The sequence below is a fragment of the Mangrovactinospora gilvigrisea genome (genome assembly GCF_001879105.1).
GTDB lineage: Bacteria > Actinomycetota > Actinomycetes > Streptomycetales > Streptomycetaceae > Mangrovactinospora > Mangrovactinospora gilvigrisea.
In genome coordinates this window covers 31,642-49,999 of sequence record NZ_MLCF01000071.1, presented here as the reverse complement: position 1 = coordinate 49,999, position 18,358 = coordinate 31,642, and the positions used below count along the sequence as shown (strand labels likewise).

12 protein-coding genes and 1 pseudogene are annotated in these 18,358 nt (G+C 74.7%); 3 read left to right on the top strand and 10 right to left on the bottom strand.

What is annotated here, in order from left to right:
• Window positions 1–65 precede the first annotated feature (65 nt).
• Window positions 66–4,793, top strand: coding sequence for an Lhr family ATP-dependent helicase (locus tag BIV57_RS14360; RefSeq protein ID WP_245797666.1), 4,728 nt, complete (start codon window positions 66–68; stop codon window positions 4,791–4,793).
• An 81-nt stretch (window positions 4,794–4,874) separates the two neighbouring features.
• Here BIV57_RS14360 and BIV57_RS14355 read toward each other — a convergent pair whose 3' ends face one another.
• Window positions 4,875–5,849, bottom strand: a complete 975-nt coding sequence (locus BIV57_RS14355) for an EamA family transporter (protein ID WP_107409568.1) — start codon at window positions 5,847–5,849, stop codon at window positions 4,875–4,877.
• Between the two features lie 83 nt (window positions 5,850–5,932).
• On the opposite strand from BIV57_RS14355, the gene BIV57_RS14350 reads away from it, so the two are divergent.
• Window positions 5,933–6,895, top strand: coding sequence for a LysR family transcriptional regulator (locus BIV57_RS14350; RefSeq protein ID WP_071657181.1), 963 nt, complete (start codon window positions 5,933–5,935; stop codon window positions 6,893–6,895).
• A 55-nt stretch (window positions 6,896–6,950) separates the two neighbouring features.
• On the opposite strand, the gene BIV57_RS14345 is transcribed toward BIV57_RS14350, so the two are convergent.
• Complete coding sequence (locus BIV57_RS14345) at window positions 6,951–7,973, bottom strand: LacI family DNA-binding transcriptional regulator (RefSeq protein WP_071657180.1); 1,023 nt, start codon at window positions 7,971–7,973, stop codon at window positions 6,951–6,953.
• Window positions 7,974–8,072: 99 nt separating this feature from the next.
• Entirely contained in the window at window positions 8,073–9,341 is a 1,269-nt protein-coding gene (locus BIV57_RS14340) for a CynX/NimT family MFS transporter (RefSeq protein ID WP_071657179.1), read from the bottom strand.
• 107 nt (window positions 9,342–9,448) lie between these two features.
• Here BIV57_RS14340 and BIV57_RS14335 point away from each other — a divergent pair, with 107 nt between their 5' ends.
• Complete coding sequence (locus BIV57_RS14335; RefSeq protein WP_071657178.1) at window positions 9,449–10,111, top strand: FadR/GntR family transcriptional regulator; 663 nt, start codon at window positions 9,449–9,451, stop codon at window positions 10,109–10,111.
• Window positions 10,112–10,275: 164 nt separating this feature from the next.
• Here the strand turns inward: BIV57_RS14335 and BIV57_RS14330 are convergent.
• From BIV57_RS14330 to BIV57_RS14300, 7 genes and pseudogenes are all read right to left on the bottom strand, one after another.
• Window positions 10,276–10,570 (bottom strand): annotated as a pseudogene (locus tag BIV57_RS14330) (helix-turn-helix domain-containing protein); the annotation flags it as partial.
• Window positions 10,571–10,781: 211 nt separating this feature from the next.
• Window positions 10,782–11,291, bottom strand: a complete 510-nt coding sequence (locus BIV57_RS14325; RefSeq protein ID WP_071657176.1) for a CinA family protein — start codon at window positions 11,289–11,291, stop codon at window positions 10,782–10,784.
• Window positions 11,288–11,914, bottom strand: coding sequence for a CDP-diacylglycerol--glycerol-3-phosphate 3-phosphatidyltransferase (gene pgsA, locus BIV57_RS14320; protein ID WP_079170328.1), 627 nt, complete (start codon window positions 11,912–11,914; stop codon window positions 11,288–11,290). Before pgsA ends, BIV57_RS14325 begins: the two co-directional genes overlap by 4 nt.
• On the bottom strand, window positions 11,911–13,494 hold the full coding sequence (rimO, locus tag BIV57_RS14315) for a 30S ribosomal protein S12 methylthiotransferase RimO (protein ID WP_071657175.1): 1,584 nt from the start codon (window positions 13,492–13,494) through the stop codon (window positions 11,911–11,913). The genes pgsA and rimO overlap by 4 nt, the downstream gene beginning before the upstream one ends.
• Before the next feature lie 118 nt (window positions 13,495–13,612).
• Window positions 13,613–14,464, bottom strand: coding sequence for a helix-turn-helix domain-containing protein (locus tag BIV57_RS14310; RefSeq protein WP_071657174.1), 852 nt, complete (start codon window positions 14,462–14,464; stop codon window positions 13,613–13,615).
• Window positions 14,465–14,634: 170 nt separating this feature from the next.
• On the bottom strand, window positions 14,635–17,484 hold the full coding sequence (locus tag BIV57_RS14305; RefSeq protein ID WP_071657173.1) for a DNA translocase FtsK: 2,850 nt from the start codon (window positions 17,482–17,484) through the stop codon (window positions 14,635–14,637).
• Window positions 17,485–17,546: 62 nt separating this feature from the next.
• Entirely contained in the window at window positions 17,547–18,200 is a 654-nt protein-coding gene (locus BIV57_RS14300) for a response regulator (RefSeq protein WP_071657172.1), read from the bottom strand.
• Between the last annotated feature and the right edge of the window lie 158 nt (window positions 18,201–18,358).

The following is an 18,358-nucleotide window of genomic DNA, read 5'->3' as shown; positions in this document are numbered from 1 at the left end:
GAGCGGGGGTGGCGGGCGCCGCACCGCGGCGGCGGGTGTCGTACCCACCCGGCACCATGGGAGGCGTGAACGCGACCGCCGCCGACGATCCCCTCGCAGGCTTCTCCGAACCGGCCCGCGCCTGGTTCACCCGCGCCTTCGCCGCCCCCACCGCGGCCCAGGCCGGCACCTGGCGCGCCGTCCGGGCCCGCTCGGACGTCCTGGTCGTCGCCCCCACCGGCTCCGGCAAGACCCTCGCCGCCTTCTTCGCCGCCCTCGACGAGCTCGCCACCACCCCGCCCCCGGCGGAGCGCCTCGCCCGCTGCCGCGTCCTCTACGTCTCCCCCCTGAAGGCCCTCGCCGTCGACGTGGAGCGCAACCTCCGCGGCCCCCTCGCCGGCCTCCGCCAGGAGTCGCTCCGCCTCGGCCTGCCCGAGCCCGAGGTGGAGGTCGGCATCCGGTCCGGCGACACCGCGCCGAAGGACCGGCGCCGCTTCCAGACGCATCCGCCCGACATCCTGATCACCACCCCCGAGTCGCTCTTCCTGCTGCTCACCTCCGCCGCCCGTGAGTCGCTGCGCGGCGTCGAGACGGTGATCCTCGACGAGGTGCACGCCGTCGCCGGCACCAAGCGCGGCGCGCACCTCGCCCTCTCCCTGGAGCGGCTCGACGAGCTGCTGCCGCGCCCGGCCCGCCGCATCGGGCTGTCCGCCACCGTCCGCCCGGTCGACGAGGTGGCCCGCTGGCTCTCCCCGCAGCGGCGGGTCGAGATCGTGCAGCCGCCCTCCGAGAAGCGGTTCGACCTCGCCGTCGAGGTCCCCGTCCAGGATCTGTCCGAGCTGGGCGGCTCCCCCGTCACCGACATCGCGCCCAACCCCGCCGACTCCGACGACCCTCGTGGCCGTGCCTCCATCTGGCCCCATGTCGAGGAGCGGGTCGTCGATCTGATCGAGGCGCACGACTCGACGATCGTCTTCGCCAACTCCCGCCGCCTCGCCGAGCGGCTCTGCAACCGGCTCAACGAGATCGTCCGCGAGCGCGCCGGCGAGACGCCGGATCCCGACCCCACGCACCTCACCCCCGCCGAGCTGATGGGCAACGCCGGGGAGGTGGCCGGCGCGCCGCCGGTGCTGGCCCGCGCCCACCACGGCTCGGTCTCCAAGGAGCAGCGCGCCGAGGTCGAGGAGGCGCTGAAGGCCGGCCGGCTGCCCGCCGTGGTCGCCACCTCCAGCCTGGAGCTGGGCATCGACATGGGCGCCGTCGACCTCGTCGTCCAGGTCGAGTCGCCGCCGTCGGTCGCCTCCGGCCTGCAGCGCGTCGGCCGCGCCGGGCACCAGGTCGGGGCCGTCTCGCGGGGCGTCGTCTTCCCCAAGTACCGGGGAGATCTCCTCCAGTCCGCCGTCGTCACCGAGCGGATGCGGGAGGGCGGCATCGAGGCGCTGCGGGTCCCCCGCAACCCGCTCGACGTGCTCGCCCAGCAGATCGTCGCGATGACGGCGATGGACGGCTGGGAGGTGCCGGCGCTGCTCGCGCTCGTCCGGCGCGCCGCGCCGTTCGCCGCGCTCCCCGAGTCGGCCTTCGAGTCGGTCCTCGACATGCTCGCCGGCCGCTACCCGTCCGACGCCTTCGCCGAGCTGCGCCCCCGCCTGGTGTGGGACCGGGTGGAGGGCACGGTCGCCGCGCGGCCCGGCGCGCAGCGCCTCGCCGTCACCTCCGGCGGCACCATCCCCGACCGCGGGCTCTTCGGGGTCTTCCTGGTCGGCGCCGACCCCAAGAAGGGGGGAGGACGCGTCGGGGAGCTCGACGAGGAGATGGTCTACGAGTCCCGCGTCGGGGACGTCTTCAGCCTGGGCACCTCCTCCTGGCGGATCGAGGACATCACCCACGACCGGGTGCTGGTCTCCCCCGCCCCCGGTGTGCCGGGCCGGCTGCCGTTCTGGCACGGCGACGCGCTGGGCCGCCCCCTCGAACTGGGCCGCGCGGTGGGCGCGTTCCTCCGCGAGATCGGCGGGCTCGGCGAGCCCGAGGCGCGGGCCCGCCTCACCGCCGCCGGCCTCGACACCTGGGCCGCCGACAACCTGCTCGCCTACGTCGGCGAGCAGCGCAAGGCCACCGGCCATGTCCCGGACGACCGCACCATCGTGGTGGAGCGCTTCCGCGACGAGCTGGGCGACTGGCGGGTCGTGGTGCACTCCCCCTTCGGCGCCCAGGTGCACGCGCCGTGGGCGCTGGCGCTCGGCGCCCGGCTGCAGGAGCGGCTGGGGATGGACGCGCAGGTCATGCACGCCGACGACGGCATCGTGCTGCGGCTGCCGGACGCCGACCTGATCGGCGATCAGGGCGGCTTCGGCGACCTCGACCTCGGCATCCCCGGGCTCGACGCCGATCTGCTGGCGGACGGCCCGCTGGCCGCGTCGCCGTCCCCGGCTCCGTCCCCACCGCCGACCGGCCCCTCGCCGAACGGTCCCTCGCCGAACGGCGACGAGGCCCCGGTCGACGCGGCCACCGTGCTCTTCGAGCCCGGCGAGGTCGAGCAACTGGTCACCGAGCAGGTCGGCTCCTCCGCGCTCTTCGCCTCCCGCTTCCGGGAGTGCGCCGCCCGCGCGCTGCTGCTGCCGCGCCGCCGCCCCGGCAAGCGCACCCCGCTGTGGCAGCAGCGCCGGCGCGCCTCCCAGCTGCTCCAGGTCGCCTCGGAGTTCGGCTCCTTCCCGATCATCATGGAGACGGTCCGCGAGTGCCTCCAGGACGTCTTCGACGTCCCCGGCCTCACCGAGCTGATGCGGGACGTCGAGCAGCGGCGGGTCCGCATCGTCGAGGTGACGACGCCCGAGCCGTCGCCCTTCGCCCAGTCGCTGCTCTTCGGCTATGTCGCGCAGTTCCTCTACGAGGGCGACACCCCGCTCGCCGAGCGCCGCGCCGCCGCCCTCTCGCTCGACTCCCGGCTGCTGGCCGAGCTGCTCGGCCAGGCCGAGCTGCGCGAGCTGCTCGACGCCGAGGTGCTGGAGCAGCTGGAGCGCGAGCTGCAGTGGCTCACCCCCGAGCGGCGGCTCAAGGACGCCGAGGGCATCGCCGACGCGCTGCGCGTGCTCGGCCCGCTGACCGGCGAGGAGTTGGCCGAGCGCGGCGCCGAGCCGGGCTGGGCCGAGAAGCTGGAGCACGCCCGGCGCGCCGTCCGGGTGCGGATCGCGGGCCGCGACCACTGGGCCGCGATCGAGGACTCCGGCCGGCTGCGGGACGCCCTGGGCACGCCACTCCCGGTGGGCGTCCCCGAGGCGTTCACCGAGCCGGTGCCCGATCCGCTCGGCGATCTGCTCACCCGGTTCGCCCGCACCCACGGCCCCTTCCCGGCCGAGCGGGCGGCGGCGCGGTTCGGGCTGGGCACCGCGGTGGCGTCCGGCGCGCTGCAGCGGCTGGCGACCACCGGACGGGTCGTCAGCGGCGAGTTCGCGCCCGGCGGCGCGGGCCTGGAGTGGTGCGACGCCGAGGTGCTGCGCCGGCTGCGGCGCCGCTCGCTGGCCGCGCTGCGCCACGAGGTGGAGCCGGTGCCGCCGCGGGCGCTCGCCGCGTTCCTGCCGCAGTGGCAGCACGTCGGCGCGGGGGCGCTGCGCGGGCTGGACGGCGTGGTCCGGGCGGTGGAGCAGCTGCAGGGCGCGGCGGTGCCGGCCTCGGCGCTGGAGAAGCTGGTGCTCCCGGCGCGGGTGCCGGGCTACCATCCGGCGCTGCTCGACGAGTTGACGGCCGCCGGCGAGGTGGTCTGGGCCGGGGCGGGCCCGCTGCCCGGCAAGGACGGCTGGGTGGCCCTCTACCCGGCGGACGCGGCCCCGCTGCTGCTTCCGGAGCCGCTGCCGCTGGAGCTGACGCCGGTGCACCGCGCGCTGCTGGAGGCGCTGCGGGGCGGGTACGGCCTCTTCTTCCGCCAGCTCGCGGGGCAGGTGGAAGACCGCGAGGCGCTGCCCGAGGCGCTGTGGGACCTCGCCTGGTCGGGCTATGTCACCAACGACACCCTGGGGCCGATGCGCGCCCTGCTGGGCTCGGGCCGCACGGCGGGGGCGACGGCGCACCGCGCACGGCGGGCGACGCCCCGGGCGCGCTACGGCGCGGGCACCGGATCCCGCCGTCCCGCGTCGTTCTCCGGTCCGCCGACGGTGGCGGGGCGCTGGTCGCTGCTGCCCCGGAGGGAGGCGGAGCCGACGGTGCGGGCGCACGCCCGGGCGCAGACGCTGCTCGACCGGCACGGCGTGGTGACGCGCGGCGCGGTCGGCGCGGAGCGGGTCCCGGGAGGTTTCGCGGGGGCGTACCGGGTGCTGTCGGCGTTCGAGGAGACGGGCCGCGCGCGGCGCGGATACGTCGTCGAGGGGCTGGGCGCGGCGCAGTTCGCGACGGACGGCGCGGTCGACCGGCTGCGCGCGGTCGCGGCGGCGCTGGAGCGGCGGTCCTCCGCGGGCGACGGGGCTGCCGAGGCGCTGGTGCTCGCGGCGGCCGACCCGGCGAACGCTTACGGCGCGGCGCTGGCGTGGCCGGAGGCGGCGGGGCACAAGCCGGGCCGCAAGGCGGGGGCGCTGGTGGTGCTGGTCGACGGCGAGCTGGTGCTCTACGTCGAGCGCGGCGGCAAGTCGCTGCTGTCCTGGTCGGAGGACGACTCGGTGGTGGGCGCCGCGGTGTCCGCTCTCGCGGGTGCGGCTCGGGCGGACGCGCTGGGCACGGTCACCGTCGAACGCGTCAACGGCGACCCGGCGTTGACGTCGCCGCTGGCCCCCGTCCTGGAGGCGGCCGGCTTCACGGCGACGCCGCGCGGCCTGCGGTTGCGTCCTTGACCGGGAGTCGCCGACGGCGCTTGCACCGGACGCACCCCGGATGCGGTGCCGGGGCTTTGGGGCGGCATCACCGAGCGAGCGTCAAGCGTTGACGCGGTCCGGCTCCGCCACGGACGTGGCCGCCGCCGGCCCGCCCGACGCCACCACCCGCGTCTCGCCGACCCCCAGCTCCTGGCGCGAGCCGGCCCGCGCCGCCCCGACCCCCGCCGCAACGATCAGCAGGATGCCGAGCGTCTGCCCGAGCCCGGGCAGCTGCGCCAGCACCACCGCGCCGACGATCGCCGCCACCGCCGGCTCCAGGCCGGCGAACGTCCCGTACACGGTCCGCGTCAGCCGCCGCAGCGCCTCCAGGTCCATCGCGTACGGCAGCAGCGGCATCAGCACCGCGATCCCCGCCGCCGAGGCGATCACCCACAGCTGCGGGTTGGCCACCACCGCCGGCGCGCCGAACGGCGCCGCCACGATCGCGCCCGAGACCATCGCCAGGGCCAGCCCGTTGACGCCGGAGAACCGCTCCCCCACCGCCTGGGTGGCCAGGATGTAGACGGCCCAGCAGCCCGCCGCCCCGGCGGCCCACAGCAGGCCGCCCAGGTCGCTCGCGCCGGACCACGGCTGAGTGAGCATCAGCAGCCCCGCCACCGCCGCCCCGAGCCACACCAGCTCGCGCCGCCGGTGCGCGGCCAGGACCGCGACCAGCAGCGGGCCGGTGAACTCGATCGCGGTCGCGGTCCCCATCGGGATCCGCGCCACCGCCTGCGAGTAGCAGAGCGTCATCCCCGCGCTGACCGCGCCCAGCAGCGCCGCGGCCGCCAGGTCCCGCCGGGTGGCGGTGCGCAGCTCGCGGCCGAGCTTCCGGAACGTGACGGCGACCAGCAGGATCGCCGCGAAGGAGATCCGCAGCCAGGCCGTGCCGGCGGGGCCCACCGCCGGGAACAGATGCACGGCGAGGGCCGAGCCCACCTGCAGGGTGAGCATCCCGGCGATCATGTACATGGCGCCGGAGGAGTTCCTGCTGCGGGGCAGGCGAAGCTGGGGGAAGTAGGTCAGGGGGGCCATGCATCTATTAGTGCCACGTGAATCAGTTTCCGTCCACGAGCCAAAAGTGGAGTGATCTTTCACTTCGGGTGGACAATGGAGGGATGCAGCCCGAGCACCACGGAGAGCTTGATCTGACCCGGCTCCGCCTGCTGGTGGAGCTGAGCCGGTTGGGCACCATGAGCGCGGTCGCCGAGGCGACCGGCTACCGCACCTCGGCGGTGTCCAAGCACCTGGCGGTGCTGGAGCGCGAGGTGGGCCGCAAGCTGCTGGTTCCGGACGGGCGGCGGGTCCGGCTCACTCCGGCGGGACGCCGGCTCGTCCAGCACGGCCTCGGCATCCTCGCCGCGGTGGACGCCGCCGAGGCCGAGCTGCGCGGCGACGCGGAGCCCGCCGGCCTGGTGCGGATCGGGGCGTTCGCCACCGGTGTGGAGACGGTGCTGGTGGCCGCGCTGCACTCGCTGGCGCAGGAGGTGCCGGGCGTGGAGGCGCACGTCTTCGAGCACGAGCCGGACGAGACGTACTCGCTGCTGCTGGACGGACGGGCGGAGGTCGGGCTGGTCTACGAGTACCGGCTGGCGCCGCGGACGCCGCCGGAGGGCGTGGAGGTCGAGCCGCTCTGGGAGGAGCCGTTCCTGCTGGCCGTCCCGGAGGGGCTGCCGGAGCGGGTCGGGCTCCCGGACGGCCCGCTGGAGGTGGGACGGCTGGCCGCGCTCGCGGACGTCGAGTGGATCGCCAACTCCCGCGGGACGGACGACGACGAGGTGGTGCAGCGGCTCTGCGCGCTGGCCGGTTTCACGCCGCGGATCGCGCACCGGGTGGACGCGCTGACGCTGGTGCAGTCGCTGGTGGGGGCCGGCCTGGGGATCGGCCTGCTGCCGCGGCTGTCGGCGCGGCCGGAGCGGGCGGGGGTGGAGCTCCGCGCGCTGGAGGGCGTCCCGGCGACCCGGCGGGCGCTGCTGGCGCACCGCCAGGGCCAGGGCGGCTGGCCGCCGATCGCCGCGGTCGAGGAGCACATCCGCAGGGCGGTGGAGCGCACGGTCGAGCTGGTGCTGAGCACGGACTGAGCGGGCCTGTTGGTGCCGCGGCCCGTAGTGCTTCACTCGCGCGGTTCCCCGCGCCTCACCCGGACGTCGAGCGCCGCACCACCAGCTCCGGCTCGTACACCACCCGCTGGTGGTGGTGCTCGGGCGCCGTCGCCGGGTCGGTCTCCTCGATCAGCAGCCGCGCGGCCGTGCGGCCGATCAGGCGGGCCGGCTGGCGCACCGAGGAGAGCGGCACCGCGGCCGCCGCCGCGAACTCGATGTCGTCGTAGCCGACGATCGCCATGTCGTCCGGCACCCGCACGCCCCGCTCCACCATCACCTGCAGCACCCCCAGCGCCAGCAGGTCGTTCGCGCAGAACACCGCCGTCGGCCAGGCCTGCGCCGCGCCGGAGAGCAGCGCGTGCGCCGCCGCCCGGCCCTCGGCCACCGTCAGCGCGCCGCGCTCCTCGACGCGCACCGCGTCCTCGTCCAGGCCCGCCTCCGCCGCCGCGGCCCGCGCCCCGCGCAGCCGGTCCGCGCACTGCGCCATCCGCAGCGGCCCGGTGACGTAGCCGATCCTGCGGTGCCCCAGCCCGAAGAGGTGCGCCGCCGCGAGCGAGCCGCCCGTCACGTCGTCGACCGACACCGAGCAGGCCCGGTCCGCCGGCACCAGCCGGTCGACCAGCACATGCGGGATGCCGTGCCGGGAGAACCCGGAGAGCACCGCGAGCGCCGCGTCCCCCTCCGTCGCCGGGGTGATCAGCACGCCGCGCACCCGCTGCTCCGCGAAGAGCGACAGATACGCGGCCTCCTCCTCCGGATCCTGGTCGCTGTTGCAGAACATCACGCCCAGGCCCTGCTCGCGGGCCTCCCGCTCGGCGCCGTGCGCGACGTCCACGAAGAACGGGTTGGTCATGTCGAGCACCAGCAGGGCGATCACCCTGCTCTGTCCGGCGCGCAGCTGACGGGCCGTCTCGCTGCGGACGTACCCCAACTCGCGGATCGCCGCCCGCACCCGCTCGCGGGTGCTCTCGGAGACCAGCGAGGGGCGGTTGACGACGTTGGAGACCGTGCCGATCGACACGCCCGCGCGCCGTGCCACGTCCTTGATGCTCACCATCGGCCGACTCCTTCACGTCCGGCGCGCCTCGCCCGGCAGCCGGAGTCTAACCGGGCCCGCCTGGATCGATTCAATGGTCCGGAGCAGCCGTGCGGAGCGCTACGCCAACTCGTCGTCCACATACCTGTTGCGGGCCGCGAGCAGCCCGAACACGCACTGCGGCAGCATCAGCGCGGCGAGCACGGCGAGCGGCACCCCCCAGCCGCCCGTCGCGGAGTAGAGCGCGCCCGTCAGCAGCGGCAGCGGCACCGAGATCAGGTAGCCGGTGCTCTGCGCGAAGGACGAGAGCCGGGCCACCCCTTCGCCGGTGCGCGCCCGCATCCCGATCATCATCAGGGCCAGCGGGAAGCAGGAGTTGAGCGCCCCCATCAGGATCGCCCACAGCAGCGGCGCCGAGGCCGGGGCGAAGGCGATCCCCGCGTACGCCGCCAGCCCGGCCGCGATCAGCACCACCACGATGGGGCGCTGGTCCTTCAGCCGCCCGGCCACCGCCGGGATCACGAACGACATCGGCACGCCGACCAGCTGGGTGATCGCCAGCAGGTTGCCGGACATGGTCGCCGAGACGTCGGCGTCCCGGAACATCTGCGGCATCCACCCCATCGAGGTGTAGGCCGCGCCGCCCTGGATGCCGAAGAAGGCCGCCACCCACCAGGCCGTGGGGCTGCGCCAGATGCCGGCGCCGGCCCGCTGCGCCGGCGCGGTCCGCGCCGCGGCGGGCGACGTCCCCCGGCCGCGCAGCGCCAGCACCGCCGCCCAGGCCGCCACCGCGAGCACCGCGAGGACCGCCCAGGCGGCCAGCGCCGGGCGCCAGCCGCCGCCGAGTGCCCGCTCCAGCGGGACGGCGGCCGCCGCGGCCAGCGCGGTGCCGCCGGCCAGCGACATCGAGTAGACGCCGGTCATCAGCGCGACCCGGTCCGGGAACTCGTCCTTCACCAGTGCGGGCAGCAGCACATTGGAGACCGCGATCCCGGCCATCGCCAGCATCGTCGAGGCGAGGAACGCGCCCGTCCCGCCGGAGAAGGCGCGCAGCACCAGCCCCGCGGCGAGCGCGGCCATCGCCGCCACCAGCACGGTGTTCCGCCCGATCCGCCGGGCGATCAGCGGGCCCAGGCTGCCGAAGACCGCGAAGCAGACCACCGGCAGCGAGGTGAGCAACCCCGCTATGGTGCCGCTCATGTGGAGGTCGTCGCGGATCTCGGCGAGCAGCGGCCCGGTGCCGGAGACGGCCGGGCGCAGGTTCAGGGCCACCAGCACCACGCCGACGCCGACCAGCCAGCCGGCCCGCCGGCGCGTGCCGCCGCGGTCCGCGCCGTGCGGCGCCGCGGTGTGCGCCGTGCTGCTGGTGGAGATGTCGGCCGATGCCATGAGTGGTCCTGCTCCTTCGCGTTCCGCCGGTGTCGCTGTCGCCCCGCTTCCGCGAGCCGAAGGCACCATCATAGAATCATGGGACGAATTGACGGAAGGAGCCGCCGATGCCGCTCAGCTCACCAGAGCGCTCCCGCCTGGCCGACCAGGTGATCGCGCAGCTGCGGGCGCAGATCACCTCCGGCGAGTGGCCGGTCGGCAGCCGGATCCCCACCGAGCCGGAGCTGGTGGAGCAGCTGGGAGTGGCCAGGAACACCATCCGCGAGGCAGTGCGGGCGCTGGCCCACGCGGGCCTGCTGGACATCCGTCAGGGTTCGGGCACCTACGTCCGCGCCACCAGTGAACTGGCCGGAATGATGCGGCTGCGGTTCGCCGGGGCCGAACGCGATGCCGTCGCCGAGCTGCGGCTCGTCCTGGAGGCGAGCGCCGCCCGGTTCGCGGCGGCGCGCCGCACCGAGCGCGAGGCGCGGCAGCTGCGGACGGCGCTGGAGCGCCGCGAGCGCGCCTGGGAGTCCGGCGACGCCGAGCTGTTCGTGGCCACCGACGCGGCGCTGCACCATGCGGTGGTCGCCGCCGCGCACAACGCTCCTCTGGAGCAGATGTACGCGGACCTCGGCGAGGTGCTGCGGGACTACCTCCGCAGGGAGACGGGCCCCGAGCTGCGGGAGGAGCACTACGCGGACCACGCCTCGCTGATCGACGCGATCGTGGCCGGCGACGGCGAGGCGGCGGCGCGGGCCGCGGCGACGGCCATGCGAATGGACGCCTGAGCGTCGCTCGGCCCGGACGCGAAGAACCCCGCGCCGGTCAAGGACGCGGGGTTCCGGCGCGGCCGGGGATCAGGCCGCGAAGACGTCGACGGGCTCGGGGCGGTCGGAGTCGTGGTGGGTGACGGACGGGATGGTGTCCAGCAGCGGCGTCCGCGGGACGGAGGCCCCGGGGCCGCGGACGGGCTCGCGCACCGGCTCGGTGGCGATGGCCTCGCTGCGGGCCAGCTCGGCGAGGGCGAAGTCGTCGCTGACCTCGCGCATCACCATCGACATGTTGACATCGAGTGCGTCGCAGATGGAGTTCAGCAGCTCAGAGGAGGCTTCCTTCTGGCCGCGCTCCACCTCGGAGAGGTAGCCGAGCGAGACGCGTGCCGCGGCGGAGACCTCGCGAAGGGTGCGGCCCTGGCGCTGTCGCTGCCGACGCAGCACGTCACCCAGCAGGCGACGGAGCAGAATCATCGGTGGCTCCTTCCCGAAGGCCGTCGTCTTCTCGTTGTCTGTGTGAATGCCCGTGAGGCGATGTCCACAGGTTTCACCGTACCCGGCCGAGCTCGATCGCGGACCTGGACCAAGGTCGTGTTCACTCTGGGCTGCAAGGCACCGCCTCGCAGCCGTTCACCCTCAATCATCCCCTCACTCCCGTTCCGAACAACATGACGAACCGATTCGGCTATTCCTGATTCGCTTGAGGTTCACGGGGGTTGACGAGGGCCACCGCGAGATCGAGGACCGCGGAGACGGTCGCGGCGCGGATCGCGGCCCGGTCGCCGGAGAGGGCCAGCTCCCGCACCCGGGCGCCTTCCGGGCCGTCCACGGCGACGAAGACGGTGCCCACCGGACGGCCGTCCTGCGGCTCGGGGCCGGCCACGCCGGTGGTGGCGAGGCCCACATCGGCGGCCATCACCCGGCGCACCCCGGCCGCCATCGCGGCCGCCACCCCGGGGTGGACGGCGCCCTCCCGGGCCAGCAGCGCGGCGTCCACGCCCAGCACCGCGGCCTTGCGGTCGGTGGCATAGGCGGTGACGGAGCCGCGGAAGGCGTGCGAGGCGCCCGGGACGGCGGTGAGCGCGGCGGCCACCAGCCCGCCGGTGAGCGACTCGGCGCAGGCCAGGGTGAGGCCCCGCTCCCGGGCGAGCCGGATCAGCTCGGCGGCCGGGTCGGCGCCGGCGGCGGCGGTCATGACGCCGCCCCGTCCGAGGCGCCCAGCCGGAGCATGCCGCGCAGGTAGTCGAGGCCGGTGAGGACGGTGAGGACCACCGCGACACCCATCACCCAGGCGCGGGCGGTGGCCAGCGGGCCGGTGAGGATCAAGGTGTACATCGCGATGGCCATGCCCTGGGCGAGGGTCTTGGCCTTGCCGCCCCGGTTCGCGGCGATCACCTTGCGCTTGCGGACGGCCATCCGGCCGAAGGTGATGCCGACCTCGCGGACCAGGATCACCACGGTGATCCACCAGGGCAGGTCGCCCACCGAGGAGAGCCCGATCAGCGCCGCCCCCACGATGGTCTTGTCGGCGATCGGGTCGGCGAGCTTGCCGAAGTCGGTGATGAGGTTGCGCTGGCGGGCCAGCTTGCCGTCCATCAGATCGGTGATCAGCGCCACGGAGAACGCGCAGAAGGCGAAGGACCGCCACACCGGGTCGTGCCCGCCGTTGTGCAGCAGCAGCGCCAGGTAGGCCGGCACCAGCACCAGCCGCACCATCGTCAGCACATTGGCGATGTTCCACAGCCCGACGGGCTCGACTCCGCCCTCGCGACCGTCCCGCTGCCCGCTCGTCCGACGGGCGTCCGTGGCCACGGTCATCCCCCGACCTTGAGTTCCGATGCTTCGGCGATCAGGTCGACGCCCTCGGTGCCGGTGACGACCGCGTCCACCAGGTCGCCCACCGCGAGGCCGGCGAGCACCTCGGCGGGGCCGGTGAGCAGCACGGCGCCGTCGGTCTCCGGGGCCTGGTGGGCGGCACGGCCCTCGATCCGGCCCTCCTCGCCGTCCTCGGCCGGCTCGATCGCCTCGACCAGGACGCGGACCTTCTCGCCGATCCGCTCCTCGGCGCGCTGCGCGGTGAGCTCCTCGGCGAGCCGGCCGATCCGGGCGGCGCGCTCGGCGACAACGTCGTCCGGCAGCTTGCGGTCCAGGCCGGCCGCCTCGGTGCCCTCCTCGTCGGAGTAGCCGAAGACGCCGATGGCGTCGAGGCGGGCGTTGGTCAGGAACCGCTCCAGCTCGGCGACGTCCGCCTCGGTCTCGCCGGGGAAGCCGACGATGAAGTTGGAGCGGACGCCGGCCTCGGGGGCCACCTCGCGGATGCGCTTCAGCAGGTCGAGGAAGGCGTCGGTGTCGCCGAAGCGGCGCATCCGGCGCAGCACGGGCCCGGAGGAGTGCTGGAAGGAGAGGTCGAAGTAGGGGGCGATCCCCGGGGTGGCGGCGAGCGCGGCGATCAGGTCGGGGCGCATCTCGGCGGGCTGCAGGTAGCTGAGGCGCACCCGCTCCACGCCGTCGAGCGCGGCGATCTCCGGCAGCAGCGTCTCCAGCAGCCGGATATCGCCGAGGTCCTTGCCGTAGGAGGTGTTGTTCTCGCTGACGAGGACGATCTCCCTGACGTCCTGCCCGGCCAGCCAGCGGGCCTCGTTGAGGACGTCGCTGGGGCGGCGGGAGAGGAAGGAGCCGCGGAAGGAGGGGATGGCGCAGAAGGAGCAGCGCCGGTCGCAGCCGGAGGCGAGCTTCACGGAGGCGACGGGGCCGGAGCCGAGGCGGCGGCGGAGCGCGCGCGGGCCCGAGGCGGGGGCGACGCCGTCCGGCAGGTCGTCGAGCTCAGGGGCGGACTTCAGCTCGCCGAGCTCGTCGGCGGCGGCGAGCTTGGCGCTGGCCGCCGCGGCGGGGTCGTGCACGGTGGCGGCCGCGGCGGCGTGGCCCGGGACCGCGGCGGCGCCGGGCGCGGCGGCGGCGTCCTGGCGGGCGGCCGGGGAGAGCGGCAGCAGCTTGCGGCGGTCGCGCGGGACGTGCGAGGTGTGCGCGCCGCCGGAGAGGATGGTCTGCAGGCGGTCGGCGATGTCGGCGTAGTCGTCGAAGCCGAGGACCGCGTCCGCCTCGGGGAGCGAGTCGGCGAGCTCCTTGCCGTAGCGCTCGGCCATGCAGCCGACGGCGACGACGGCCTGGGTGCGGCCGCCGTCCTCCTTCAGGTCGGCGGCCTCCAGGAGGGCGTCGACGGAGTCCTTCTTGGCGGACTCGACGAAGCCGCAGGTGTTGACGACGGCGACGTCGGCCTCGGCGGCGTCCTCGACGAGGCGCCAGCCGTCCGCCTCCAGACGCCCGGCCAGCTCCTCCGAGTCCACCTCGTTTCGGGCGCAGCCGAGGGTGACGAGGGCTACGGTGCGGGGTTCGGGCATGGCGTCAAGGTTACCGGGCGGGGAGGTCGCGATCGGTCGGCGCCCCGAAGGGGCGCGGGGAACCGCGCGAGCGACCGGAGGCGGCCGCGGGCCGGCCGGCCGCCGCGCCGAACGGCGGTCAGCCGAGTGTCGGGTTGCCCTTGGTGAAGTCGAGCCGCCGGATCTGGCCGGCGGAGCCGGCCGTGCCGAGCTCCTTGCCGTTGACGGTGAGCTTGACCGCGCCCGCGTTGCCGAGCATCACCTTGAGCTCGTCGGGGTCGGTGAAGGTCTTCGTCCGGCCGGAGTCGAGCACCTGGCGGTAGACGGTGTTGCCCTGGCTGTCCGTCACCTGGACCCAGCTCTTGTCGCTGTCGGAGGAGGTGAGCGTCACCGTGACGCGGTCCGCCGGGGCCGCGGCGACCGCGCTGCGGCTCGGCGTGGGGCTCGGCTTCGCCGGGTGGGAGGCCGGCCGCGCCGACGGGGTGCGGACCTGAGCGGCCTGCGTGCCGCTGCCGCCGGTCTTGCCGCCGTGGCCGTTGACGAGGCTGATGCCGACGAAGGCGACCACCGCGACGATCGCGGCGACCATCGCCGCCGCCCAGTTGGGACGGCGCCGCTCGGGGCGGATGCCCTCCTTCTCGAACAGCTGCATCGGCCCGGCGAGCGAGGGCGCCCCGCCGTGCTCGTCGTCGTACTGGGCGACCAGCGCGTCGCCGTCCGCGCCGACCGCGTGGGCGATGGCGCGGATGTGGCCGCGGGCGTAGACGCCGCCGCCGCAGAGCGAGTAGTCGTCCTGCTCGATGGCGAGGATCAGGGGTGCCCGGATGCTGGTGGCCTGCCCGACCTGGTCGACCGTGAGGCCGGCGTCCGCGCGGGCGCGGGCCAGGACGGTGCCGACGGAGGGTCTGGCGGTCGCGCCGCCGGGGGCCTCGGCGCCCTCGCGGGGCTCGCCGGGCCCGCTGCCGTTCTGGGGAGTGCTGCCCATGGTCACGGAAATGGGGCCTTTCGCCTGCAACCGCCTGCCTGGACAACCAGTGTAGGGGCCCCGGGGGACAGTGTTTCAACCCGGCGGAGGCCATCTGGTGGATCGTCAGCCGAGCGTTACGGAGGGGTTGTCGGGATGTGTCCCCCGTTGCCGGACGGACACGTTCCGACGGCCCGTCAGGCGCCCTGCAGCTCGGCGAGGACCCGGTCCAGCTCCTCGGGCTTGACGAGCACGTCGCGGGCCTTGGAGCCCTCGCTGGGGCCGACGATCTTGCGGGTCTCCATCAGGTCCATCAGCCGGCCGGCCTTGGCGAAGCCGACCCGCAGCTTGCGCTGCAGCATCGAGGTGGAGCCGAACTGGGTGGTGACGACCTGCTCGATGGCCTGCAGCAGCAGCTGCATGTCCTCGCCGATCTCCGGGTCGATGTCCCGCTGCGGCTTCTGCTCGACGACCACGTCGCTGCGGTAGTGCGGGGTGAGCTGCTTCTTGCAGTGCTCGACGACGTTCTGGATCTCTTCTTCGGAGATGTAGGCGCCCTGCAGCCGGGTCGGCTTGTTGGCGCCCATCGGGAGGAAGAGCCCGTCGCCCTTGCCGACCAGCTTCTCGGCGCCGGCCTGGTCGAGGATGACCCGGCTGTCGGCGAGCGAGGAGGTGGAGAAGGCGAGGCGGGAGGGGACGTTGGCCTTGATGAGGCCGGTGACGACGTCGACGCTGGGGCGCTGGGTGGCCAGGACCAGGTGGATTCCGGCCGCGCGGGCCAGCTGGGTGATGCGGACGATGGAGTCCTCGACGTCCCGCGGGGCGACCATCATCAGGTCGGCGAGCTCGTCGACAATCACCAGCAGATAGGGGTACGGGGCGAGCTCGCGTTCGGATCCCGGGGGCAGTTCCAGCTTGCCGGTGCGGACCGCCTTGTTGAAGTCGTCGATGTGGCGGAAGCCGAAGGCGGCGAGGTCGTCGTAGCGCATGTCCATCTCGCGGACGACCCACTGCAGCGCCTCGGCGGCCTTCTTCGGATTGGTGATGATCGGCGTGATCAGGTGCGGGATGCCCTGGTAGGCGGTGAGCTCGACGCGCTTGGGGTCGACCAGCACCATCCGGACCTCGTCCGGGGTGGCGCGCATCAGCACCGAGGTGATGAGGCTGTTGATGCAGGAGGACTTTCCGGCGCCGGTGGCGCCGGCGACCAGCACGTGCGGCATGGTCGCCACGTTGTGGGCGACGTAGCCGCCCTCCACGTCCTTGCCGAGCGCCACCACCATGGGGTGCGGGTTGCCGGTGGCGGCGGCGGAGCGCAGCACGTCGCCGAGGTTGACCATCTCCCGGTCGGTGTTGGGGATCTCCACGCCGACCGCGGACTTGCCCGGGATGGGGCTGATGATGCGGACGTCCGCGCTGGCGACGGCGTAGGCGATGTTCTTGGTGAGCGCGATGACGCGCTCCACCTTGACGCCGGGGCCGAGCTCGACGACGTAGCGGGTGACGGTCGGGCCGCGGGTGAAGCCGGTGACGTCGGCGTCCACCTTGAACTCGTCGAAGACCTGCCGGAGGGCGGCGACGACGTGCTCGTTGGCCTGGCTGGCGACCTTGCCCGGGGTGCCCTTGGCGAGCAGCTTTATGGGCGGCAGCGAGTAGGCGAGGTCCTCGGCGAGGCTGAGCTGCTCGTTGCGGGCGGGCAGCGGGGCGGGGTCGGCGGAGTCCGGGGCCGGGCCGGAGGGCGCGGCGTCCTCGGGCGCCCCGCCGTCGCCGGGCTTGCCGAAGTCGACGGGGTGCTCGGCGGAGCGGGACGGCTCGACGTCGCCGCCGCGGGCGGCGCGGACGCCGGAGAGGCCGGCGAGCGACTGGGACGGCGGGACGCCGTGCAGCACGGCGCCGTCAAGGGCGGCGGCGGCCGCCGCGGCGACGTCCTGGGTGGCCAGCTCCCGCATGCCGGGCCGGGGTTGGGCGTCCGGCCCGGCATCCGGGCCGGGCTCGTGCTCGGCGCCGTCCTCGGCGGCCGGCTTGCGGCGGAAGCGGGCGCGGCGCGGGCCGGGCTCCTCGTCGGCGGGCGGCTCCGGCCGCGCAGGGGCGTCGGGGTCGCCGCCGGCGGCCCGGAGGGCGTCCTCCTCGGTGGACTGGGTGGAGGCGCGGCGGCGGCGCCGCGGGCGGGGCGGGGCGGCCTCGTCGGCCTCGTCCTCTTCGTCGTCGAAGGCGTCCTCGTCGAACGGGCTTCCGCGGTACGCCTGTTCGGCCGGGGCCTCGCCGAGGCCGACGGCGGCGAGCAGCTGACGGGTGCGGCGCGGCACGGTGTTGACGGGGGTGGCGGTGACGACCAGCAGGCCGAAGACGGCGAGCAGGATCAGCAGCGGCCAGGTGAGGACCTTGCCGACCAGGGAGAAGAGCGGGGTGGAGACGGCCCAGCCGAGGTAGCCGCCGGCCTGCCGGATGCGCGCCACGCCCTCGCCCCGCGAGGGGGCGCCGCTGGCGAGGTGCACCATGCCGGCGACGCCGAGGGTGAGCGCGGTGGCGCCGATGGCGATCCGGCCGTTGGCCTCGGGGGTGCCGGGGTGGCGCATCAGATGGATCGCCACGGCGGCGATGCCGAGCGGGACGAGGACGTCCAGCCGTCCGAACCCTCCCGTTATCACCGAGGTGACGGCCTCGCCGAGGTAGCCGGACGGGGCCGACCAGGTGCCGACGGCGGCGATCAGCGCGAGGCCGAGGAGGCCGAGCGCGAGGCCGTCCTTGCGGTGGTCGGGGTGGAGGTTCTTGGCGCCCTTGCCGAAGCCGCGGAAGACGGCGCCGACGGCGTGGGCGAGGCCGAGCCAGAGGCCGCCGATCAGCTTGAAGAGGAGCGGCTGGGGCGGTGGGGGCGGGGGCGTGCGGCGGCGGCTCGCGGCCTTTTTGGCGGGAGCCTTCTTCGCGGGCGCCTTCTTGGCCGCCGGGGCCTTCTTGGCGGCGGCCTTCTTCGCGGGGGGCTTGGGCTTGCTGCCGGACGTCCGGGGGCGAGTGGTGCGCTTGCCGCTTCCTGTCGTCCGTGTGGCCATGGAATCGAGGGTACCCGTCGGGAGGTTGACGGTACCTCAACCACTCTCGGTGCGTTACAAGGTCACGGCTCGTCAGGAGAGGCCGGGGGCTTGCCGTTGCCGGGGTCGAGCGCCTCGAGCGCCCGGCGCAGACCGGTGAGCTTGCGCTCCAGATGGCGGGCCGTCGCCGTGGCCGCGGCGTCGCCGCCCTCCTCGACCTGCTTGGTGAGCGCGTCGGCCGACTCCTCGACCGCGGCCAGCCGCGTCGACAGCTCGCCGATCACCCCGGACGGGCCCTCCGCCCGGTCGAGCTGCGCCCGCAGCATCGACGCCTGCTCGCGCAGCTGGCAGTTCTTCACCCACAGATCGACGAAGACCGACACCTTCGCGCGCAGCACCCACGGGTCGAACGGCTTGGAGATGTAGTCGACCGCGCCCGCGGCATAGCCGCGGAAGGTGTGGTGCGGACCGTGGTTGATGGCGGTGAGGAAGATGATCGGGATGTCCCGGGTGCGGTCGCGCCGCTTGATGTGCGCCGCGGTCTCGAAGCCGTCCATGCCGGGCATCTGCACATCGAGCAGGATCACCGCGAAGTCGTCGGTGAGCAGCGCCTTCAGCGCCTCCTCGCCGGATGCGGCCCGCACCAGCGTCTGGTCGAGCGCGGAGAGGATCGCCTCCAGCGCCAGCAGGTTTTCCGGCCGGTCGTCGACCAGGAGGATCTTGGCCTTCTGCACCACGGCCCTGCCTCCTCACCGCCGGTGCGCCCCGTAGCGCAACGCACGCCGCCATCGTCGAGTACTGCATCATGTCACCGCGCACCCCGCGGCCGTACCCCTCGGGAACGGCCGGGAATGCACACAGGTTCCCCGTTGTCCGTTCCTATCATGCACGGCCG

What these genes read in the sequence shown, in the direction of transcription:
- BIV57_RS14355 (WP_107409568.1), bottom strand. Translation starts at nt 5,849, where the DNA reads ATGGCCCCCCTGACCTACTTCCCCCAGCTTCGCCTGCCCCGCAGCAGG.
- BIV57_RS14350 (WP_071657181.1), top strand. Translation starts at nt 5,933, where the DNA reads ATGCAGCCCGAGCACCACGGAGAGCTTGATCTGACCCGGCTCCGCCTG.
- BIV57_RS14345 (WP_071657180.1), bottom strand. Translation starts at nt 7,973, where the DNA reads ATGGTGAGCATCAAGGACGTGGCACGGCGCGCGGGCGTGTCGATCGGC.
- BIV57_RS14340 (WP_071657179.1), bottom strand. Translation starts at nt 9,341, where the DNA reads ATGGCATCGGCCGACATCTCCACCAGCAGCACGGCGCACACCGCGGCG.
- BIV57_RS14335 (WP_071657178.1), top strand. Translation starts at nt 9,449, where the DNA reads ATGCCGCTCAGCTCACCAGAGCGCTCCCGCCTGGCCGACCAGGTGATC.
- BIV57_RS14325 (WP_071657176.1), bottom strand. Translation starts at nt 11,291, where the DNA reads ATGACCGCCGCCGCCGGCGCCGACCCGGCCGCCGAGCTGATCCGGCTC.
- pgsA (WP_079170328.1), bottom strand. Translation starts at nt 11,914, where the DNA reads ATGACCGTGGCCACGGACGCCCGTCGGACGAGCGGGCAGCGGGACGGT.
- rimO (WP_071657175.1), bottom strand. Translation starts at nt 13,494, where the DNA reads ATGCCCGAACCCCGCACCGTAGCCCTCGTCACCCTCGGCTGCGCCCGA.
- BIV57_RS14305 (WP_071657173.1), bottom strand. Translation starts at nt 17,484, where the DNA reads ATGGCCACACGGACGACAGGAAGCGGCAAGCGCACCACTCGCCCCCGG.